Source organism: Kosakonia sp. BYX6 (assembly GCF_038449125.1).
Lineage (GTDB): Bacteria > Pseudomonadota > Gammaproteobacteria > Enterobacterales > Enterobacteriaceae > Kosakonia > Kosakonia calanthes.
Genome location: NZ_CP151800.1, coordinates 4,344,593 through 4,366,397, shown reverse-complemented (window position 1 = coordinate 4,366,397; position 21,805 = coordinate 4,344,593). Strand labels below are relative to the sequence as shown.

Here is a 21,805-nt window from a genome sequence, read left to right as displayed (position 1 = left end):
GTTCGGTTACGATGGCATGGTAATGGCCTGCTTCTCTTCGAGCAGTTTTTCCACTACGCCAGGATCGGCAAGCGTTGAGGTATCGCCGAGATTGCTGGTATCGCCAGCGGCGATTTTGCGCAAAATACGGCGCATGATTTTGCCGGAACGGGTTTTCGGCAGTGAGTCTGTCCAGTGCAGCACATCCGGCGTTGCCAGCGGGCCAATCTCCTTGCGCACCCAGTTGCGCACATCGGTATAGAGTTCCGGCGACGGTTCTTCGCCGTGGTTTAACGTCACATAGGCATAAATAGCCTGCCCTTTGATGTTATGCGGAATGCCTACCACCGCGGCCTCGGCGATTTTCGGGTGCGACACCAGCGCCGATTCAATCTCAGCGGTGCCCAGGCGGTGACCGGAGACGTTTAACACATCATCCACTCGCCCGGTTATCCAGTAGTAACCGTCTTCATCGCGACGCGCGCCGTCGCCGCTGAAATACCTGTTTTTGAAGGTCGAAAAGTAGGTTTGCTCAAAACGCTCATGATCGCCAAACAGCGTCCGCGCCTGGCCTGGCCAGGAATCGGTGATCACCAGGTTGCCTTCGGTCGCGCCCTCTTGCGGGTTGCCTTCGTTATCCACCAGCGCAGGCTGCACGCCAAAGAAGGGACGCGTAGCGGAACCGGCTTTCAGTTGGGTCGCGCCAGGCAGCGGGGTGATCATGAAACCGCCGGTTTCTGTCTGCCACCAGGTATCCATCACCGGGCATTTACCATTGCCGATTTTCGACCAGTACCACTCCCAGGCTTCCGGGTTAATCGGCTCGCCGACGGAGCCCAAAATACGCAGCGAAGAGCGGTCGGTTCCGGTAATTGCTTTATCGCCTTCGGCCATCAGCGCGCGGATCGCCGTCGGCGCGGTGTAGAGAATATTGACGCGATGTTTATCGACAACCTGGCTCATGCGCGCTGGCGTTGGCCAGTTCGGCACGCCTTCAAACATCAGCGTGATGGCACCGCAGGCCAGCGGCCCGTACAGCAAATAGCTGTGGCCGGTGACCCAACCGACATCGGCGGTACACCAGTACACGTCGCCCTGGTGATAATCGAAAACATATTTAAAGGTTGTGGTGGCATACACCAGGTAACCGCCGGTGGTGTGCAGTACGCCTTTCGGTTTACCGGTCGAGCCGGAGGTATAGAGGATAAACAGCGGGTCTTCAGCGCCGACTTCCACCGGCTGGTGCTGGTCGCTGGCTTTCTCGCTGAGATCGCTCCACCACAGGTCGCGGCCTTCTTGCCAGTCGATCTTGCCGCCAGTGCGTTTCAGCACCACCACATGTTCAACGCTGTTCACGTTAGGGTTTTTCAGCGCGTCATCGACATTTTTCTTCAGCGGGATCGCACGCCCGGCGCGCACGCCTTCGTCAGCGGTGATCACCAGTCGTGAGCTGGAATCGATAATGCGCCCAGCCACGGCTTCCGGCGAGAAACCGCCAAAAATCACCGAATGCACCGCGCCAATGCGTGCGCAGGCGAGCATCGCCACCGCCGCTTCCGGCACCATCGGCATATAAATCGCCACCACATCGCCTTTCTTAATACCCAGATCCACCAGCACATTGGCGAAACGGCAAACATCGCGATGCAATTCGCGGTAAGTGATTTTTTTGCTTTGGCTGGCGTCATCGCCTTCCCAAATAATGGCGGTTTGATCGCCGCGTTCGGCGAGATGGCGATCGAGGCAGTTGGCGGCCAGGTTCAGCGTGCCATCTTCATACCATTTGATGGAGATGTTGCCGGGCGCGAAAGAGGTGTTTTTTACCGTCTTATAAGGCGTGATCCAGTCGAGGATTTTGCCTTCCTCGCCCCAGAATGTGTTGGGATCAGAAACCGAAAGCTGGTATCGGGTTTCGTACTGCTCCGGGTTTATCAGGCAACGTTCCGCAATATTAGCGGGAATATCGTGTTTATGTATTTGGCTCATGGCGGTTGCTCTCCTTGTAAGATGTTAATAATATGTCGCATAAACGTTAATTGTAGGGTCTTTGGCCGGTTTGTTTATTATTTGCGCGACAGATCACGCATTCATTGAAGCGCCTGAAAATTCACCACTGAACCAGTAGGGTCATAATTATTTTGCATGTGGATTATTCACTCTACTAATAGAGAACCGCAGGAGAAATTTCGTCTATGAATTGTTAGCACGACATTTTTCGCGGTTAAAAAATGCGCAAATGAACGAATTTCAGGGAATAATTTCCAACAGCGAATATTGGATTTCGCATGAGTGAAACGTTTTTTATAACAAATACTTATTGTTAATAACTGGAATAAAAGACGGTTTTTCCTCAAGAATTCAGTCAAACCCCCTCCCGGTATAGGGTTGCGCGCTATACCCCGCAAATGGTACTGATAATGCGCTTTAAAAACCCCCGCAATACCGTGCGACGCTAACCATACCCTTTCAGTATGTGTCGTTCCTGAGCATGGAATGGTGCTTCATTGAGGATGTCTGTAGTTATGAAAAACATGAAAGTCAGCCTGGCCTGGCAGATTTTGCTGGCCCTGGTGCTGGGTATTCTTCTGGGTAGTTACTTGCATTATCAGAGCGACAGCCGCGAATGGCTGATTGCGAATCTCCTGTCTCCGGCGGGCGATATCTTTATCCATCTGATCAAAATGATTGTGGTGCCGATTGTCATCTCGACATTAATTGTTGGCATTGCTGGCGTTGGTGACGCGAAACAGCTTGGCCGTATCGGCGCGAAAACCATCATCTATTTCGAAGTGATCACTACGGTTGCTATCATCCTTGGCATCACGCTGGCGAATGTCTTCCAGCCGGGCGCGGGGATTGATATGTCGCAGCTGGCGACAGTGGATATTTCGAAATACCAAAGCACCACCGCGGATGTGCAAAGCCACGCCCACGGCCTGATGGGGACGATTTTGTCGTTGGTGCCGACCAATATCATCGCGTCGATGGCGAAAGGCGATATGCTGCCGATCATCTTCTTCTCGGTACTGTTTGGTCTGGGGCTTTCTTCACTGCCCGCCACGCACCGCGAACCGCTGGTCACCGTGTTCCGCTCCATTTCCGAAACCATGTTTAAAGTTACCCATATGGTGATGCGCTATGCGCCGGTCGGCGTGTTCGCGCTGATCTCGGTCACGGTGGCAAACTTTGGTTTCGCCTCGCTGTGGCCGCTGGCGAAGCTGGTGATTCTGGTCTATTTCGCCATTCTGTTCTTCGCGCTGGTGGTGTTGGGTCTGGTGGCGCGCATCTGCGGGCTGAGCATCTGGATTTTGATTCGCATCCTGAAAGACGAACTGATTCTCGCGTACTCGACAGCCAGCTCCGAAAGTGTGCTGCCGCGCATTATCGAAAAGATGGAAGCCTACGGCGCACCGGCGTCGATCACCAGTTTCGTGGTGCCGACCGGTTACTCCTTCAACCTCGATGGTTCGACGCTGTACCAGAGCATTGCGGCGATTTTTATCGCGCAGCTTTACGGTATCGATCTCTCTTTGTGGCAGGAAATCATCCTCGTGCTGACGCTGATGGTGACTTCAAAAGGTATCGCGGGTGTGCCGGGCGTGTCGTTTGTGGTGCTGCTGGCGACGCTTGGCAGTGTGGGTATTCCGCTGGAAGGCCTGGCGTTTATCGCCGGTGTTGACCGTATCCTCGATATGGCGCGTACCGCGTTGAACGTGGTGGGTAACGCGCTGGCGGTGCTGGTCATTGCCAAGTGGGAACACAAATTCGACCGCAAAAAAGCGCAAGCGTATGAGCGCGAAATGCTCGGCAAATTCGATAAAACCGCCGATCAGTAAACATGCCAATCCCTCCTTCGCGGAGGGATTTTTTTTACCGCTTCGCGAATACAACCGCCAGAAAAGCCACGCCAACCGGCACCAGCGATCCCCACAGCACGGCGTTCCAGCCAAAAGTATTGAGCAGCGCGCCAGAGGCGAAAGAGCCGATAATCATCACGCCGAAAACGATGAAGTCATTCAGCGACTGAACGCGGGTTTTCTCTTCCGGGCGGTGGTAATCGATGATTTTCGCCGACGCACCGGTAAAGCCAAAATTCCAGCCCAGCCCGAGCAAAATCAACGACACCCAATAATGCGCGACGTCTGTACCCATCAAACCTGCCAGCACGGAAAGCGCGGTGATCAGCAACCCCGCCGCGCCAACACGGTTTGCGCCGAAGCGGTTGATCAGCCTGCCGGTGAAAAATCCCGGCCCGTACATGGCAATCACATGCCACTGAATACCGAGATTGGCGGCCTGCTGCGAAAGGCCGTGCTGATGCATCGACAGCGGCGCGGCGGTCATCAGGAAGTTCATGATCATGTAGGAAATCGCACCACCAAAAACGGTGCGGGCAAAGCCTGGCTGACGCACGATGTCCGCGAGCGGTCGACCACTGCGCATTGCCTCTCCGGCGGGTGCGGGTGACTGCACGCCCAGCAATACCCCGGCGGAAATCAGCGCGACAATGGCCTGCGCAATAAAGGTGGCGGCGAACAGATGGGCAGGCCAGATGTTCATGGTGCCGGTGACCAGCATCGGCCCGAGCACACCTGCCGCCACGCCGCCGCCCATCACCAGCGACAGCGCTTTTGCCCGCCGCGCTTTGCCCACGCCATCGGTGGCGGCGAAGCGAAACGAAACCGCCACGGCGGCGTAAGCACCGCCGAGAAATGCGGCGAGGCAGAACAGGCTGAATGAGTTAATCACCACCGCGAGTGCCGCCAGCAAACCCGTCAACACTCCCGCGCTGGTGCCGGTGATAAACGCCGCGCGCCTTCCCCAACGGCGGGCAAGGGCGCCAAACGGCAAAATACACGCCGCCATGCCCAACACAAAAACGGTGATCGGCAATGTCGCCAGCGCGCTGTTTGGCGCGAGGGTATTACCGACAATCGCCCCAGTGGCGTAAAACACCACCGAGTTGGCGCCCGCCAGCGCCTGCGCGGTCGCAAGGCAAACAATATTTCTGTTTTGCTGACTGGCAGGCAGTTCAGTTTCCAAAAGATCCAATGATGACGCTCGCAATCACAAGGGGGGTTATCCGACATTACATGAACGACGCTCCTCCCGCAGCCTGCTGCATAAATAAAAAAGCGGAGTGAATAAATCACTCCGCTTTAAGGATGTGAAGACTGGCGGCTATTAGCCCATCGCGCTTTCGCGCAGGCGGGTTTTCAGCTTGTTGTACTCATCAATCACATACTGCTCGGCGGTGCGCTGATCGGCGATCGGCTCCACGCGCACGGCGCAGTATTTGTACTCCGGCGTTTTGGTAATCGGGCTTAAGTTTTCCGTCACCAACTCGTTACAGGCACCAATCCACCACTGGTAAGTCATGTACACCGCGCCTTTATTCGGGCGATCGCTGACCTGCGCGCGGGTGATGATTCTGCCTTTGCGCGAGTTCACCCACACCAGCGCTTCATCTTCAATTCCGAGCCTTGCGGCATCGGCGGTGTTGATTTGCGCATAGCCGGGTTCATCCGCCAGCGCGGCGAGCGCCGCACAGTTGCCGGTCATAGAGCGGCAAGAGTAGTGGCCCACTTCACGCACGGTGGAAAGCACCATCGGATACTCGTCATTGAGTTTGTCCATCGGCGCGACCCAATCGCAGGTGAAGAATTGCGCCTTGCCGTTCGGCGTGTCGAACTTCTCTTTAAACAAGTACGACGTACCCTGATCGGCTTCGGAGGTGTCACGGCACGGCCACTGAATGTAGCCAAGTTCACCCATTTTTTCGTAGGTGGCTCCGTAAAAGTCCGGGCACAGATGACGCAACTCGTCCCAAATCTCCTGCGTGTTGTTGTAATGCATCGGGTAACCCATGCGGGTGGCGATCTCGCTGATGATTTGCCAATCCGTTTTCAGGTCCCACTTCGGCTCGACGGCTTTAAAGAAACGCTGGAAGCCGCGATCCGCCGCAGTGTACACCCCTTCATGCTCGCCCCATGAGGTGGACGGCAGGATGACATCCGCCGCTGACGCGGTTTTGGTCATGAAAATGTCCTGCACAATCACCAGATCCAGCTCTTCAAACGCCTTGCGCACCGCTGAAAGCTCGGCATCTGTTTGCAGCGGATCTTCGCCCATAATGTACGCGGCGCGTACTTCGCCATGTGCCACGCGGTGCGGCAACTCGCTGATGCGATACCCGGTATGCGCAGGCAGGCTTTCCACACCCCAGGCTTTGGCGAATTTCGCGCGGTGGGCGTCCTCTTTCACAAACTGATAGCCAGGGAACGTATCCGGCAGCGCGCCCATATCGCACGCACCTTGCACGTTGTTCTGGCCGCGCACCGGGTTCACGCCGACATGCGGTTTGCCGAGGTTGCCGGTCAACATGGCCAGGCTTGTCAGCGAACGCACCGTTTCCACGCCCTGGTAGAACTGGGTCACGCCCATGCCCCACAGAATGGCGGCGGATTTCGCGCCGGCGTACATGCGGGCGGCCTGGCGGATTTCCTGCGCGCTGACGCCGGTAATTTCCTCGACCGATTCCGGCGTGTAGCCTTCAACAATCTTGCGATACTCTTCAAACCCGTCCGTACGATGGGCGACAAACGCTTGGTCGTAGAGGTTTTCTTCAATGATCACATGGCCCATTGCATTCAGCAGGGCAATGTTTGAGCCATTTTTCAAGGCGACGTGCATATCGGCAATACGCGCGGTTTCGATTCTGCGCGGATCGCAGACGATGATTTTCGCCCCGTTTTGTTTCGCGCGAATCACATGATTAGCGACGATAGGGTGAGAGTCCGCCGGGTTGTAACCAAAGATAAACACTAAATCCGTGTTATCGATTTCATTGATGGCATTACTCATCGCGCCATTACCGACCGACTGGTGCAGACCTGCAACCGATGGGCCGTGTCAGACGCGCGCGCAGCAGTCAACGTTATTGGTACCAATAACGGCGCGCGCGAATTTTTGCATTATGTAGTTGGTTTCATTACCCGTACCGCGCGAAGAACCGGTGGTCTGGATCGCGTCCGGGCCGTACTTCGCTTTGATCTCGTTAAGACGCCCGGCGACATAATCGAGCGCTTCATCCCAGGAGACCGACTCCAGTTTGCCGCCGCGCTGGCGGCGGATCATCGGGGTTTTCAGGCGTGGCGTCAGGATTTGGGTATCGTTAATAAAATCCCAACCGTAGTAGCCCTTCAGACAAAGGGTACCCTGATTGGTTTTCCCCTGTGCCGCCTCCGCCCGAACGATTTTGCCGTTATCGACCACAAGGTGAATCTTGCATCCTGAGGCGCAATACGGGCAAACCGTGACGACTTTTTTCATCACATTCGCTCCAGTTAAAAAATCGCGTTTCCGCTGTCGCCCCCGATTATGCATCTTCTGTGCCACTACGTTATTGGGGGTATTTACGGATATTACGGCGAAGTTTTAGGCAAAATACTGACGAAGCGCAGGCCATCGTCAAAAGTGACGTGTCGAAAGGCGAGGGGGATGTGACCCCGGTTAAAAATTCGGCATTTATTCGCTGCATTTATCAATGGCTACCAACAGAATGAGTCAGACTTAGCAAACCAAGCCTGACGGAAGCGAACAATGAAACCTGCGATTCTGGTTGTGGATGACGATCCGGCGATCTGCGCCCTGCTGGAAGATGTGCTCAGCGAGCACGTCTTTACGGTTTACGTCTGCCATAACGGGCTGGAAGCGGTCACCTTGAGCGCTCAGCATGCGGATATCGCGCTGGTATTGCTGGATATGATGTTGCCGGATATCAACGGATTGCGCGTGTTACAGCAATTGCAGAAATTGCGCCCGCACCTGCCTGTCGTCATGCTCACCGGAATGGGAAGCGAAGCGGATGTGGTGGTCGGCCTCGAAATGGGCGCGGATGACTACATTGGCAAACCGTTTAACGCCCGCGTGCTGGTGGCGCGAGTGAATGCGGTGCTGCGGCGCACGGGGGTGTTGGCCGTGGAAACTGTGCCGGTGAAAAGCGCCGGTTTTGCCTTTAACGGCTGGCATCTCGACCCGATGCGTTGCGAATTGATGAATCCGCAGCGCCAGGTGGTCGACCTGACGCAAGGGGAGTACAGCCTGCTGCTGGCGCTGGTGCAAAACGCGCGGCGGGTATTAAATCGCGAACAGCTTCTGGAGCTGACCCACAGCGAAAGCGTGGATGTTTTTGATCGTACAATTGATGTGTTAATCATGCGCTTACGGCGAAAAATCGAAATCAACCCGCACCAACCGGCGTTAATCAAAACCCTGCGCGGCCTCGGCTACGTGTTTGCGGCAGATGTCGCACACGGGGATAAAGCCGCGTAAATCCCACTCCTGTGTATATATATTTTCTTACATTATTTGCCTGCGCCACTGCTATTCATTCACAGAAATGATTATTATTGTCATTCGCATTCATTAAACAAATTAAATAACAATATCCCGCAGGGAATCATTATGTCTTTCAATGGCAAGCAGGCTTTCACCGTTTCGGTGTTGGCTCTCACAATTCACGCGCTTATTGCGCCCGCGCAGGCCGCAACCAACACGCAGGACGAAATCATTGTCGATGGCAGCGCCACCAACACTGACAATTCGACCACGCAAGATTATGCCGTCAAAACCACCCGCGCCGGCACGAAGATGCAGCTCACGCCACGCGATGTCCCACAATCTTTTAGCGTTATTACTGAACAGCGCATGAAAGATCAGAACCTCGAATCCGTGGGTGATGTACTGAATAACGCCACCGGCGTGGCGACAGAAATCATCGACAGCGAGCGCTCGGCCTATTTCGCGCGGGGTTTTTTCATCAACAACTACACCTATGACGATATTCCCACCTCGGTGAGCGACACCTGGAACTTTGGCGACGCCAGCGAAGACACGGCCATTTATGACCGTGTGGAAATCGTGCGTGGCGCAACGGGCTTGATGACCGGCGCCGGTAACCCGGCGGCATCGGTCAATATGGTGCGCAAACATGCCGACAGCCGCGATTTTACCGGCACGGTGTCGGCGAGTTACGGCAGCTGGAATAAGCAGCGTTATGTGGCGGATGTTTCCGGTGCGCTCAACGACAGCGGTTCGGTGCGCGGGCGCGTGATTGCCGGTTATCAGGATCAGGATAGCTGGCTGGATCGCTACCATAAGCGCAAAAAATTTATTTACGGCGTGATCGACGCCGATGTGACGGACAACACCACCGTTTCGCTGGGGTATGACTATCAGCAAAACGACACCGGCAACCCGACCTGGGGCGGCTTGCCAACGTGGTACAGCGACGGTACGCGCACCCATTACGATCGCAGCACCAACGTTTCCGCCGACTGGAGCCGTTACAACATCAACTCCCGCAAAGTGTTCGCCGATGTGAAACATGACTTCGACAACGGCTGGACCTGGCGCGTCAACGGCACGCACGGCGAACAAACCTTCAGCGATAAGCTGCTCTACATTATGGACTTCCCCGATAAAACCACCGGCGAGGGCACCACCGGTTTCGGCAGCCAGGATAAAGGCACGCGCAAGCTCGATTCGGTTGATAGCTATGCCAGCGGGCCGTTCGAACTCTTCGGTCGCCAGCATGAACTGGTGGTCGGCGCCAGTTACAGCCGCCAGCACAATTCCACTTACAGCCAGGATGGATCGATCGATAGCGACCAAATGGGCAGCTTCAGTAATAGCTGGAATGGCAATGTCGCCGAGCCGGAGTGGGAAGGGTGGTATCAAAACGCCAACGATGTTGTGCGCCAGAAAGCCCTCTACAGCGCGGCGCGTTTCTCGCTGGCGGACCCGCTGTCACTGATTATTGGCGCGCGTTACAGCCAGTGGAGCACCCGCGGCAGCAGCGGCGATATGCGCAAAAACAACCTCACGCCCTATGGCGGGCTGGTGTATGACATCGACGATACCTGGTCGGCTTACGCCAGTTACACCTCGATTTTCCAGCCGCAGACTTATCGCGACAGCAGCGGTAAATATCTCTCGCCGATTACCGGTAAGAACTATGAAACCGGCCTGAAATCCGACTGGATGAACGGGCGTTTGACGGCCTCCTTCGCCATTTTCCGTATCGAACAGGAAAACGTTGGTCAGGAAGACGGAGACAACCACGTAAACGGCGGTAGCGAGCAGGCCTATTACGCGGCGAAAGGGGCGGTCAGCAAAGGGGCGGAATTTGAACTGAATGGCGCGTTAACCGATCGCTGGCAGATGACTTTTGGCGCCACGCGCTATGTTGCGCGGGATTCAACAGGGCGCTTTAACAGCAACATGCCGCAAACGCAGTTGAAGCTGTATACCCGTTATCAATTGCCGATGCTGCCGGAATTGACCGTCGGCGGCGGTGTGAATTGGCAAAACCGTACCTTCCAGGATGCCACCGGTCCGGATGGCGAAACGCACCGCGTTTACCAGGGCAGCTACCCGCTGGCAAGCCTGTTCGCCCGTTACCAAATCAACAGGCAGTTAGGCGTGCAAGCCAACGTCAACAACCTGTTTGACCGCACCTATTATTCATGGCTCAGCGATTACGGTGTGTACGGCGAACCGCGCAATTATTCAGTGAGCATGACCTATCAGTTTTGATGGTTGATGCCGGATGGCGATGCGCGCTCGAGCATGTTGGGTTTTGTAGGCCGGATAAGCGTTTACGCGCCATCCGGCGATCAGCGCGCAGGGGGCATTTTGCCGGATGGCGGCTGCCGCCTTATCCGGCCTACGGGATCGCACGGGTTTGATGGACGGGTTTTGTAGGCCGGATAAGCGTTTACGCGCCATCCGGCGATCAGCGCGCAGGGGGCATTTTGCCGGATGGCGGCTACCGCCTTATCCGGCCTACGGGATCGCACGGGTTTGATGGACGGGTTTTGTAGGCCGGATAAGCGTTTACGCGCCATCCGGCGATCATGCGGGAGATGGGCGATCAAACCCCCATCTCCTGCTGCAACTCTTCCAGCGTTTTGGCGCCGTCGATGGCGTTAGCGCACAGCAGGCTGGTGCGGGCGCAGGCGTGCGCCAGTTGCACGCTTTGTTGCAGCGGCCAGGCTTCATGGCAGCCATACAAAAACCCGGCGCAAAAGGCATCGCCCGCGCCGACACTGCCGATAATTTCGGACTGGTTCAACATTCTGGACGGGATCCAACTGCCTGCCTCGCCCGGCGCTTCGCCCCATGCGCCTTCCGGGCAGTGGATCACCACCCGCTGCCTCACGCCCGCCGCCAGCAGCTCTTTCGCGGCGTGGGCGATATTGTCGACATGTGGCTTGTCATCTGCCGTGCGCATTTCCAAACCGCTAAATTCCCCGGCTTCCAGCTCATTGATCACCAGGTAATCAAGGTGCTTCAGACACGGCAACACCAGCGGTTTATAACGCGGGTCGCCTTTACGCGACACCAAATCGAGCGAGGTTTCAAACCCCTGGGCGCGCATTTGCGCCAGCAGGCGCGCGCTGCGCGTACCGAATGTTTCATCGGGCAAATCAAGGCTATCGAGCAGCAACAAATACCCAAGATGGAAAATCTTCATGCTGCTGTCCAGCCGGTCAAAAGCGGGTAAATCCAGCAGCCGGTTCGCACCAGGCGAATGGAAAAAAGTACGCTGCCCGGAAGGATCGGTCATCACCTGCGACATCGATGTGGGCGCAAACGTGGTGCGCTGCACATGCTGGCGATTCACGTGATACTGGTCCAGCATCGCCATAATGTAATCGCCGTCGCCGTCTTCCCCCACCAAACCGACGGCCTGCAACGGCAAACCGACATGCATTTTCGCCAGCGTCAGCAACACATTCAGCGGCGCGCCGCCCGTTGAACGCTCACTTTGAGTGATCTCCGCCAGCCAGCCGCGCTCCGGCCATTGCACAATTTGATGCACATGATCGACCAGCATATTGCCCGCGGCGATAACCCCTGTGCGCGCCATCAGAGTTGTCCCGCGCTGCCAAAGATGCGCATCTGCCCGGCCACCGTGTCGGTGATGGCTTCTTCAATGCCGAGCAACAACTGGGCGAACTCGTCATACAACGGCTGGCGGTTCGCCATACGCTGCTCAATCGCGCCGAGCGCCGCCTGCGACATGCCGGTGTAGAAATTGATTTTATGGATGCCGAGGCAAATCGCGCGGCGAAAATCCGCATCGCTGATCCCCGAGCCGCCGTGCAGCACCAGCGGCAGGCCGGTCTGCTGGCGAATGGCGTCAAGGCGGACAAAATCGAGCTTCGGTTCGCCTTTGTATTTGCCGTGTGCATTGCCGATGGCGACGGCGAGGGTATCGATGCCGGTGCGATCGACAAAATCGCGCGCCAGTTCCGGATCGGTAAAACAGGCTTCATCGGCATGGCCATACAGCGCGCCGCCTTCATCGCCGCCCACCGCGCCCAATTCCGCCTCCACCGAAACACCGACCGCGTGGCACATCTTCACCACTTCCCGCGTTTGGCGAATATTCTCTTCATACGCAAGCGTTGAACCATCAAACATTACGGAGCTGAAACCGAGGCGCAACGCGCGCACCACAGACTCAAAATTCAGGCCGTGATCGAGGTTCAGCACCACCGGGATGTCGCTGCGGGCCGCTTCGAACTTCACCGCTTCGACCAGCGAATCGAGCGAGACATATTTAAAATGCACTTCGGCGATATTGATAATAAACGGCGATCGCTCCTGCTTTGCAGCGGCGAACAACGCGCGTAAAAAGTGGGAGTCGAGCACGTTAAACGCGCCCAGCGCGTACTGGTGCTCGCGGGCGTGCGCCAGCCCTTCGGCGAGAGAAATCATCGGCATTGCGCTCTCCTTTAACTCATAAACAGATGATATTCGTTGCACAACACCAGTTGCGCTGGTTCATCTTCCAGCACGTTGTTGTAGCGATCCACCGGGTAAAGGAAGTGGTTGTCGTGTTCATCATCGTTGACCGATGACACCTCCCCGACCAACACATCGCCAAAACCCGGTTCGCCCCAAAAGCTGTGATACAGCCCCGGTGTAAGACAAATACTTTCCCCTGGTGAGAGGCGCAGCTGGCTGCCCGCCGCGTGCGTTTGAATGCAGCCATCAATGACCACGGTGACGTCGGTGTTGATCGTCTCTTCATGCGCACCGGCGTTCCACAGTTCAATAATTAAATTACCGCCGCCGCGATTAATGATGTCCTCGCGCTTTCGCCAGTGAAAATGCATCGGCGTCACCTGCGCGTCGCGTACATGCATGATCTTTTCCGCATAACACTTTTCATACGGTGTGCCGTTCGGCGAACCGTTGCGCAGCGTAAACAGCGTTAGCCCTTGCGCGTCGAAGTTCGCGCTGCCGAAGGCGGTGACATCCCACCCCAGTTTCAGGTCGAACACTTCGCGCCAGGCGGCTTTGTCCAGTTGCTGCCATTTGGTGGGCGGAAAGCTGGCGAACGGCGGCAGATGCACATCGTGCATGGAGAAAAACTGCCGCGTATGCCCGAGGATTTCATTAATGGCGGAGCGTTTCATGGTCTCTCCTGCGTGAGCATTCCCCCTCCCTTGCGGGAGAGGGTGATGCACGTTATTTCACCGTCCAGCCTTTGTAACTGCCGACATTCTGTTTATCGATCATCGTCACTGGGATCAAAACCGGCTCTTTTGGCGCGGCTTTGCCTTGCAGGATGTCGTAGCCGATCTCCACCGCGCGCGCCGCCATCACTTGCGGATCCTGCGCGGGCGTTGCAACAAACAGCGAGTTTTTGCGTTTCAACGCTTCTTCACCGTCCGGGCTGCCGTCAACACCGACAATAAAGAACTCGTTACGTTGCGCCTGTTTCGCCGCCAGATCGGCGCCGATCGCGGTCGGATCGTTTATCGCGAAGACGCCATCAATTTTCGGGTTAGCGGCAAGCAGGGAGGTCATCACTTCCAGCCCGCCTTCGCGGCTGCCTTTGGCGTTCTGGTTATCGGAAAGCACCTTGATGTCCGGGTGGCGTTTGAACTCGGTCTGGCAGCCTTCCACGCGGTTTTGCACGGCGGAAACCGGCGGCCCATTGATGATCACCACATTGCCTTTGCCTTTCAGGCGGTCGGTAATGTATTTACAGGCCATTTCGCCCGCCTGAGTGTTATCGGAGGTGATGGTGGCGTCGGCGCCTTCGGCCGCCACGTCAACCGCGACCACCACAATGCCGGCCTCTTTCGCCCGTTTCACCGCCGGGCCGATGCCTTTCGAATCCGCGGCGTTGAGAATGATCATGTCGACTTTCGCGGCAATAAAGTTATCGATCTGCGTCACTTGCTGGCCCAGATCGTAGCCGCTGGAAACCAGCGTGACTTTGACTTTATCGCCCGCCAGTTTGCGCGCTTCCAGCTCCGCGCCTTTGGTGATTTGCACAAAGAAAGGGTTCGCCAGATCGCCCACCGTGACGCCGATGGATTTCAGATCTTTGGCCTGCGCAAACGGCGTGCTGGCCAAAATCGCGGCCGCGCAGAGCGCAGTGACAAGAGGTTTAAGACGCATGCTGTAATCCTCGCTTATGTTACTGTTTTGTAGGGTATTGTTATGCTGCCTGATGATGCCGGGTACGGTATTTGTCGATCAGCACCGCTATGATGATCACCGCCCCTTTGATCACCAATTGCCAGAAATAGGAGACGCCCATCAGCGTCATGCCGTTGTTTAAGGTGGCGATGATCAACGCGCCAACCAGCGTGCCGGTGATGGTGCCGATGCCGCCGACAAAACTGGTACCGCCGAGGATCACCGCCGCAATGGCGTCCAGCTCGTAGCCCATGCCGAGGTTGCCGTTCGCGCTATAAAGGCGCGAGGCGCTCATCACCCCGCCAAGGCCTGAGAGTAGGCCGCTCATGCCGTAAACGAACAGCAACACCAGCCACACTTTGATGCCGGTCAGCCGCGCTGCCTGCATGTTGCCGCCGACGGCGTAGATATGAACGCCCAGCGTGGTGCGGCGCAGAATAAACCAGCACAGCACAATCACCGCCAGCGCAATCACCACCAGCCACGGCACCGGGCCAAGATAGTTATTGCCGACCCACTCGAAGCTGATGTCCGAGTTGATCACCGTGGTGCCATCGGCCAGTAAATAGGCCGCGCCGCGCAGCGCCGTATAGGTGCCGAGGGTGACAATAAACGGTGGTAGCCCGGCGAACGCGACCAGCGCGCCGTTAAACAGCCCGAGCAGTAAGCCGAGCATCAATGCCGCCGGGACCGACAGCAGGGCGAATTCCGGGATCAGCGACACCACCATGGCCGCCACCGCCGTGGTGCCGAGAATCGAGCCCACCGACAGATCAATCCCGCCGGTCAAAATGATGAAAGTCATGCCGGCCGCCAGCACGATGTTGATCGAGGCCTGGCGGGTAATATTCAGCAGGTTGCTTTCGGTGAAGAAGTTCGGCGTGATAAAGCCAAAAACCGCGACGATCAGGATCAGAATCGGCAAAATGCCGACTGTTTGCATCAAATCGCCCATCAGCAATTTTTTGGCGGATGCGGATTTCGCCTCCTGCTGCGGCGTGGTGGCTGCGTGCTCTTTCGATTCAGTCATGGTGTACCGCCTGGTGATGGGATTCGTCGACGCCGGTCGCCAGCGTCATGATGTTTTCCTGGGTGATGTCGCCGTGGTGCAGTTCCCCGGCAATGCTGCCTTCGCGCATCACATACACGCGATCGCTCATGCCGACCACTTCCGGCAGTTCGCTGGAGATCATCAAGATCGCCACGCCCTGGCGCGCCATCTGGTTCATGATGCGGTAGATTTCGCTTTTCGCGCCGACATCCACGCCGCGCGTTGGCTCATCGAGGATCAAGATGCGCGGGCCAATCGCCACCCAGCGGGAGATCAGCAGCTTTTGTTGGTTGCCGCCGGACAACCCGCCCGCCCGCACCTGTGCGTGCGGCACGCGAATATTGAGTAATTTGATGGCGTCATCGGAAATGGTCTGCGCCTTTTTACGATCCAGCATCCCCCAGGCGGCATCACGCTCCAGCGTCGCCATGGTGATGTTCTCCTGCGCCGCCAGTTCGAGGAACAGCCCTTGCTCTTTGCGGTTTTCCGTCAAAAAACCGATACCCAAATCAATGGCGGTGCGCGGCGAGTGGATCACCACCGGTTCGCCGTCGACTTCGATCATGCCGCCGGTGGCTTTGCGCACACCGAAGATCAGTTGCGCCAGTTCCGATCGCCCCGCGCCCACCAGCCCGGCGAGACCGACAATTTCCCCGGATCGCACCTGCAAACTGATCGGCTGGATTTTTTCGCCATCGGTCAGGTGATGAATGCTCAAACGCGGGTCGCCGAGCGGAATATCGCGCTCTTTATTAAACAGATCGCTTAGTGGCCGTCCGACCATCATGCGCACCAGTTCGGAAGCGTTGAGTTTGTCGCGCGTCAGGCTGCCGACGTATTGCCCGTCGCGCAGCACGCTGACGCGATCCGAAAGTTCATACACTTCGGCCATACGGTGGCTGATATAGATAATCGCCATGCCTTCATCGCGCAGGCGCATGATCAGTTCAAACAAACGGTGTGTTTCGCGCGAAGAGAGGGCGGCGGTGGGTTCGTCCATCACCAGAATGCGGCTGTTGCGGTGCAGGGCGCGGGCGATTTCCACCTGCTGCTGTTCGGCGATGGTCAGCTTCATCACCCGGTCGGTGGCGCTAAAGTTGGCGCCGAGACGGTCGATCACCGCTTGCGCCTGTGCGGCCATCTCTTTGCGTTGCACCAGCCCGCCGCGGGCGATTTCACTGCCAAGAAAAATGTTTTCCGCCACGGTTAAGTTGGGCGCGAGCTGCATCTCCTGATAGATCAAGGTGATCCCCGCCGCCAGCGCATCTTTCGGGCTTTTGATGGCATACGGCTGGCCGTCGATCAGGATCTCGCCGCTGGTGGCGCCGTAAGCGCCCGCGAGGATCTTCATCAGCGTGCTTTTCCCGGCGCCGTTTTCCCCCATTAACGCGTGGATCTCGCCAGGCCAGACCGTCAGATCCACCCCTTTGAGCGCGTAAAACTTGCCAAAGGCTTTGGCAATGTTGCGCATCTCCAGAACGGGCATGTTGCTCATGACGAAGCTCCCTTGATTCTCGATATCCGCACTTCATCACACCCCGGTAAATGCAAAATGTCAGAAGCTGTTCATATTTGTCATAGTGACGCAACGCAACTGTTTGCCTGCTCAGGAGCCTCTATGCGCAACCGCACAAACCCGTTTTTCACCAGCGCCCGTGGGCGTTTGCTGTTTTTTAATTTGCTGGTGGTGGCGGTGACATTGATGGTCTGCGGCGTGGCGGTGCTGGGTTTTCGCCATGCCAGCCGGATTCAGGAACAAGTGCAGCAGCAAACGCTGGATGATATGACCAGCAGCATGAATCTGGCGCGCGACACCGCGAGCGTTGCCACGGCGGCGGTGCGTTTGTCGCAGGTCGTGGGCGCGCTGGAGTACAAAGGCGAAGCCGACCGCCTGAAAGCGACGCAAAGCGCGCTGCAACACTCGCTGAGCCAACTGGCGCGTGCGCCGTTGGCGCAACTGGAGCCGCAATTAGTCGAGCAAATTACCCGTCGCAGCCAGGCGTTGCAGCAAAGCGTCACGCAGATGTTGCAACGCGGGCAGCGCCGCCATCTGGAGCGTAATGCGCTGCTCAGTTCGCTGTACCAGAACCAAAGTTATTTGCGCCATTTGCAGGGCATCAACGCGCGCGACGGCAGCAACATTCCCGATTCGCGCTTACTGGAAGAGATGGATAGGTTGATTATCGCCGCCATTCAAACCCCTTCGCCGCGCGCTACCATTGCGCAACTCACCGCGATCATGGCGCCATTACCGATCCGTGCGGATAGCCCGGTGGTGGCGTTTATCCTGCCGGATTTCAGCGCCGAATTGCGCAAACTGGAGCCGCTGTCGCGCCAGCTTGAAGAGAGCGATTTAGCCATTAGCTGGTCGATGTTTCATATCAAAGCGCTGGTGGCGCTGCTCAACAGCGACATTAATCAGTATGTTGCCGAAGTGGCGCAGGCCTCGGATCAGCGCACCGCGCAAAGCCACCAGGAGATGCGCTCGATCATTGCCTTTATCAGCCTTTTCGCTCTGCTGGCGCTGATCATTACGGGCTTTGCAGGCTGGTATATCTACCGCAATCTTGGCTCCAATCTCACCGCCATTTCCCGCGCCATGTCACGGCTGGCGCACGGCGAGCAGGATGTGTCGGTGCCAGCGCTGCAACGGCGTGATGAACTGGGCGAACTGGCGCGCGCCTTCAACGTTTTCGCCCGTAATACCGCTTCGCTGGAGCACACGTCCAAACTTTTGAAAGAGAAAAGTACGCAACTGGAAACCACCTTTCATGCGATGCGCGACGGCTTTGCGTTGTTCGATTACCAGGGCTGCCTGGTGGTGTGGAACCCGCAATACCCGCTGTTGCTCGGGCTGAGCGCCGACGCGCTGCAACGCGGGCAGCATTACCAAACGCTGTTGCAACGGGTGAACGATTTACCCACCCATGTGCAGGAAAACCTCGCGCGGCCAATCCCCAAAACCCAGGAGTTGCGACTCGCCGACAACCGCACCATCGAACTGCGTTTCAGCCCGGTGCCGGGGCGCGGCATGGTCAATGTGGTGCTGGATCGTACCGAGCGCAAAGGGCTGGAAGAGGCGCTGCTGCACAGCCAGAAGATGAAAGCGGTCGGCCAATTGACCGGCGGGCTGGCGCACGATTTTAATAACCTGCTGGCGGTGATTATCGGCAGCCTGGAACTGGTGTCGACGGATTCGCCCGATGCGGCGCGTATTTCGCGCGCGTTGAAAGCCGCCGAACGCGGCGCAATGCTCACGCAGCGGCTGCTGGCTTTTTCCCGCAAGCAATCGCTGCACCCGCACGCGGTGGAAATGCAGGCACTGCTGGAAAACCTGGGGGAACTGATGCGCCATTCTTTGCCCGCGACGCTGGCGCTGGAAATCGAAGCCCAGCATCCGGCGTGGCCGGCGTGGATTGATGTCGGGCAACTGGAAAACGCCATCATCAACCTGGTGATGAACGCCCGCGATGCGATGGACGGGCAAAGCGGCGTGATCAAAGTGCGCACCTGGAACCAGCGCGTCACCCGCAGCGACGGGCGCAAGCAGGATATGGTGGCGCTGGAGGTTATCGATCATGGCTGCGGCATGTCGCAAGAAGTGAAAGCGCAGGTGTTTGAACCGTTCTTTACCACCAAACAGACCGGCAGCGGCAGCGGGTTGGGCTTGTCGATGGTTTACGGCTTTGTGCGCCAGTCCGGCGGGCGGGTCGAAATCGAAAGCGCGCCAGGCCAGGGAACCACGGTGCGTTTACAACTGCCGCGCGCGGCGGTGGCGGTGGCGAACGCCGACGAGCCGGATATTGCGCAGGGCGACGATCGCCGCGACACGTTGATTCTGGTACTGGAAGATGAAGCCGATGTGCGCCAGACCTTGTGCGAGCAGCTTCATGAACTGGGTTACCTGACGCTGGAAGCCGAAAGCGGCGAGCAGGCATTACAAATGCTTGGCGCGTCGCCGGCGATTGGCGCTCTGATAAGCGATTTGATGCTGCCGGGGGGGTTAAGCGGCGCGGAGGTGATTAACGTTGCGCGGCAGCACTACCCGCATTTGCCGTTACTGCTGATTAGCGGGCAGGATCTGCGCCCGGCGCATAACCCGGCATTGCCGGATGTCGAACTGTTGCGCAAACCGTTTACGCGTTTACAACTTGCGCAGGCGCTGCGGCGTATCGCGGCATAAAGTCGCTTGCTCTGGTGAGTCGCGCCCGATAAATTGTTTGCCGTCAGGATAGTGACTCAATAACGGCTAAACCTGAAACCCACGCGGGATTATTTCATCCCGTTTGTGAGTTTCAGGTTTTTTTGTTTTTAGGGATCGTCAACATCAAAAGGAAAATAGAATGAAAAGAGGGCTAATAATACTTCCTCTGTTATTTAGCGTGTTCTCGTTACAGGCCAGCGAGGTGAAATTATCGCTGATCCACACCGGCGATACGCACGGGCGCGGAATGAGCGAAGAGGGCATCGGTTACGGAAAAATAAGCGCTTACGTTAAAGCAATGCGTAATACATCGCAGAATGTGTTGTTTGTGGATGTTGGCGATGCGGTCAGCGGAATGCCGGTCACCGACCTGGCAATGGGGGAGCCCAATTTACGCGCCATGAATACAATGGGCTATGACGCATTTACACCCGGCAACGCAGATTTTATTTTTGGCGGCCAGGAAATTGTTTCTTTGGGCGAGAAAGCGAATTTCCCGTTTATCTCCGCCAATATTTGGTTCAAAGACAAACTCGCGTTTGAGCCTTTTATTATCAAAAAAGTGGCTGGTTTGAATATTGGCATTATTGGCGTCTCGCCGCTCAACGCCATGGTGGCGACCACCGAGAGCAAACTGGCCGGTTTTTCGGTCAGCGATCCGATAAAAGCCGTTCGCGACGCGGTGTCACGCATTAAAGATAAAACCGACCTGATTATTGTGTTGGCGCACCTGGGGAAGGTTGACCCGGAGGTCAACATTTCCAAACTGGTGGCTGCCGTGCCGGAGATTGATGTGCTGGTGGACGGACACGATCACATCGCGGTGAAAGGGGGGAAACAGCAGGGCAACACGGTGATGGTCAATGCCGGGCAATATGGCGATTTTCTTGGGCATCTGACGTTAACGCTGAAAGATAAGAAAATCGTTGCCTGGAGCGAGCAACTGCTTGATAAAAAGGCGTTAAGCGCCATCGCGACTGATAAGGAAACGCAGGCCTGCATCGATCAGGCGCAAGCCGAAAACGCCGATATGCTTAACCAGGTGGTGATGACGCTGCCTTTCACCCTGGATGGCGAACGCGAGCATGTGCGCTCCGGGCAGACCAATCTGGGTTCTCTTGTTGCCGATGCCGAGCGTGAATACGCGAAAGCGGATGTGGCGTTTACCGTCGGCGCGTTTCTGCGCGACAGCATTCAGGCGGGGCAGGTGACTTACGGGCAAGTACTCAATGCGCTGCCGTTTCGCCTGCCGTTGGTCACCCGTGAAATGAGCGGTAAGCAAATCAAAGATTTTATTGAGCACAATTATGTGCAGCAAAATATTATTTCGGGGGCTTACGCGCACGTGAGCGGCATGACATTTACGGTGGATTTCGCAAAACCGGCAGGTTCGCGGATGACGGCGATTTTGGTTAAGGGGGAACCGCTGGATCTGGACAAAACTTACCGAGTGGCCTGCAACGAGCAGGTCAGCGATTATGGGATTCGCGAAATAAACATTCGCGATCGTTATGATGTGCCCATGTCGACATTATTAACGGCATACGTAACGAAACATCCTCAACTGACATCACCCGCGCCGCGCGTGCAATTTATTAAGTAAGCCCGGCGGGATGAAAAGGGTGTAACGCGGTTATGCCGGGACTCGCAGCCCAAGCTGAGCCGGAACGACATCTTCCAGCAACGCAATCAGCTGCGGGTCCATAAATTGATAATGGTTTGGGATATTCAGCACATATATCCGTTTATGCTGCACCAGACGGCTATAGTCGGCCAGAATCCGGATTTTGTGTTCTTCTTCCATCACGCAGATAACATCTGCCCAGGAAATAATGGCCGGCGAGACGGTTTTTCTCGCCTGGCGTTGTGTGCCAGCGGAGCGGGCATTAAGCCCAGGGTAGCGACGAAACACATGCTCAGCAGTGGGGCTGCGCCATTGGTTTCGGCTACAAATAAAAAGCACATTCATGGCAAGTCAATACTCTTCAATGCCGCGTTGAGCCCATCAATTATTGCCACACGCGGGTATTAAGGCCCAGTTGCGTTGTGCGCAACCCTTCGGT

At 56.6% G+C, this 21,805-nt stretch carries 15 protein-coding genes; 5 read left to right on the top strand and 10 right to left on the bottom strand.

The features are described from left to right. Nucleotides 1-6: 6 nt before the first annotated feature. Entirely contained in the window at nt 7-1,965 is a 1,959-nt protein-coding gene (acs, locus tag AAEY27_RS20395) for an acetate--CoA ligase (protein WP_342322601.1), read from the bottom strand. A 536-nt stretch (nt 1,966-2,501) separates the two neighbouring features. Here acs and gltP point away from each other — a divergent pair. After that, on the top strand, nt 2,502-3,815 hold the full coding sequence (gene gltP / locus AAEY27_RS20390) for a glutamate/aspartate:proton symporter GltP (RefSeq protein ID WP_342322600.1): 1,314 nt from the start codon (nt 2,502-2,504) through the stop codon (nt 3,813-3,815). Nucleotides 3,816-3,849: 34 nt separating this feature from the next. Here gltP and AAEY27_RS20385 read toward each other — a convergent pair whose 3' ends face one another. Then, entirely contained in the window at nt 3,850-5,022 is a 1,173-nt protein-coding gene (locus AAEY27_RS20385; RefSeq protein ID WP_342325661.1) for an MFS transporter, read from the bottom strand. 141 nt (nt 5,023-5,163) lie between these two features. After that, a complete protein-coding gene (fdhF, locus tag AAEY27_RS20380) occupies nt 5,164-7,311 on the bottom strand; it encodes a formate dehydrogenase subunit alpha (RefSeq protein ID WP_342322599.1) in 2,148 nt (715 codons plus the stop codon). Nucleotides 7,312-7,581: 270 nt separating this feature from the next. Here fdhF and AAEY27_RS20375 point away from each other — a divergent pair, with 270 nt between their 5' ends. Both AAEY27_RS20375 and fhuE read left to right on the top strand, forming a co-directional pair. Further along, a complete protein-coding gene (locus AAEY27_RS20375; protein WP_342322598.1) occupies nt 7,582-8,313 on the top strand; it encodes a response regulator transcription factor in 732 nt (243 codons plus the stop codon). Between the two features lie 132 nt (nt 8,314-8,445). After that, complete coding sequence (fhuE, locus tag AAEY27_RS20370) at nt 8,446-10,578, top strand: ferric-rhodotorulic acid/ferric-coprogen receptor FhuE (protein WP_342322597.1); 2,133 nt, start codon at nt 8,446-8,448, stop codon at nt 10,576-10,578. A gap of 337 nt (nt 10,579-10,915) precedes the next feature. Here the strand turns inward: fhuE and AAEY27_RS20365 are convergent, their stop codons facing one another. From AAEY27_RS20365 to AAEY27_RS20340, 6 genes are read right to left on the bottom strand one after another with little or no spacing between them, the layout of a single operon-like run. Further along, entirely contained in the window at nt 10,916-11,917 is a 1,002-nt protein-coding gene (locus AAEY27_RS20365) for a carbohydrate kinase family protein (RefSeq protein WP_342325659.1), read from the bottom strand. Further along, nucleotides 11,914-12,774 (bottom strand): ketose 1,6-bisphosphate aldolase, encoded by an 861-nt coding sequence (locus AAEY27_RS20360; RefSeq protein ID WP_342322596.1) that lies wholly within the window; start codon nt 12,772-12,774, stop codon nt 11,914-11,916. Before AAEY27_RS20360 ends, AAEY27_RS20365 begins: the two co-directional genes overlap by 4 nt. 11 nt (nt 12,775-12,785) lie before the next feature. After that, the gene (locus AAEY27_RS20355; protein WP_342322595.1) at nt 12,786-13,472 is read right to left on the bottom strand and encodes a D-lyxose/D-mannose family sugar isomerase; all 687 of its coding nucleotides are present in this window, start codon (nt 13,470-13,472) and stop codon (nt 12,786-12,788) included. A gap of 52 nt (nt 13,473-13,524) precedes the next feature. Continuing rightward, on the bottom strand, nt 13,525-14,466 hold the full coding sequence (locus tag AAEY27_RS20350; RefSeq protein WP_342322594.1) for an ABC transporter substrate-binding protein: 942 nt from the start codon (nt 14,464-14,466) through the stop codon (nt 13,525-13,527). Between the two features lie 40 nt (nt 14,467-14,506). After that, nucleotides 14,507-15,517, bottom strand: a complete 1,011-nt coding sequence (locus AAEY27_RS20345) for an ABC transporter permease subunit (protein ID WP_342322593.1) — start codon at nt 15,515-15,517, stop codon at nt 14,507-14,509. Then, on the bottom strand, nt 15,510-17,033 hold the full coding sequence (locus AAEY27_RS20340) for a sugar ABC transporter ATP-binding protein (RefSeq protein ID WP_342322592.1): 1,524 nt from the start codon (nt 17,031-17,033) through the stop codon (nt 15,510-15,512). Before AAEY27_RS20340 ends, AAEY27_RS20345 begins: the two co-directional genes overlap by 8 nt. Before the next feature lie 123 nt (nt 17,034-17,156). Here AAEY27_RS20340 and AAEY27_RS20335 point away from each other — a divergent pair, with 123 nt between their 5' ends. After that, a complete protein-coding gene (locus AAEY27_RS20335; RefSeq protein WP_342322591.1) occupies nt 17,157-19,721 on the top strand; it encodes an ATP-binding protein in 2,565 nt (854 codons plus the stop codon). 160 nt (nt 19,722-19,881) lie between these two features. Further along, nucleotides 19,882-21,345 carry a bifunctional metallophosphatase/5'-nucleotidase gene (locus tag AAEY27_RS20330; protein WP_342322590.1) on the top strand — a complete coding sequence of 488 codons (1,464 nt, stop codon included), beginning with the start codon at nt 19,882-19,884 and terminating at the stop codon, nt 21,343-21,345. 30 nt (nt 21,346-21,375) lie between these two features. Here the strand turns inward: AAEY27_RS20330 and AAEY27_RS20325 are convergent, their stop codons facing one another. Continuing rightward, on the bottom strand, nt 21,376-21,711 hold the full coding sequence (locus AAEY27_RS20325) for a low molecular weight protein tyrosine phosphatase family protein (RefSeq protein ID WP_342322589.1): 336 nt from the start codon (nt 21,709-21,711) through the stop codon (nt 21,376-21,378). Nucleotides 21,712-21,805 lie beyond the last annotated feature (94 nt).

What these genes read in the sequence shown, in the direction of transcription:
- gltP (WP_342322600.1), top strand. Translation starts at nt 2,502, where the DNA reads ATGAAAAACATGAAAGTCAGCCTGGCCTGGCAGATTTTGCTGGCCCTG.
- fhuE (WP_342322597.1), top strand. Translation starts at nt 8,446, where the DNA reads ATGTCTTTCAATGGCAAGCAGGCTTTCACCGTTTCGGTGTTGGCTCTC.
- AAEY27_RS20360 (WP_342322596.1), bottom strand. Translation starts at nt 12,774, where the DNA reads ATGCCGATGATTTCTCTCGCCGAAGGGCTGGCGCACGCCCGCGAGCAC.
- AAEY27_RS20330 (WP_342322590.1), top strand. Translation starts at nt 19,882, where the DNA reads ATGAAAAGAGGGCTAATAATACTTCCTCTGTTATTTAGCGTGTTCTCG.
- AAEY27_RS20355 (WP_342322595.1), bottom strand. Translation starts at nt 13,472, where the DNA reads ATGAAACGCTCCGCCATTAATGAAATCCTCGGGCATACGCGGCAGTTT.
- AAEY27_RS20375 (WP_342322598.1), top strand. Translation starts at nt 7,582, where the DNA reads ATGAAACCTGCGATTCTGGTTGTGGATGACGATCCGGCGATCTGCGCC.
- acs (WP_342322601.1), bottom strand. Translation starts at nt 1,965, where the DNA reads ATGAGCCAAATACATAAACACGATATTCCCGCTAATATTGCGGAACGT.
- AAEY27_RS20350 (WP_342322594.1), bottom strand. Translation starts at nt 14,466, where the DNA reads ATGCGTCTTAAACCTCTTGTCACTGCGCTCTGCGCGGCCGCGATTTTG.
- AAEY27_RS20345 (WP_342322593.1), bottom strand. Translation starts at nt 15,517, where the DNA reads ATGACTGAATCGAAAGAGCACGCAGCCACCACGCCGCAGCAGGAGGCG.
- AAEY27_RS20325 (WP_342322589.1), bottom strand. Translation starts at nt 21,711, where the DNA reads ATGAATGTGCTTTTTATTTGTAGCCGAAACCAATGGCGCAGCCCCACT.
- AAEY27_RS20340 (WP_342322592.1), bottom strand. Translation starts at nt 17,033, where the DNA reads ATGAGCAACATGCCCGTTCTGGAGATGCGCAACATTGCCAAAGCCTTT.
- AAEY27_RS20335 (WP_342322591.1), top strand. Translation starts at nt 17,157, where the DNA reads ATGCGCAACCGCACAAACCCGTTTTTCACCAGCGCCCGTGGGCGTTTG.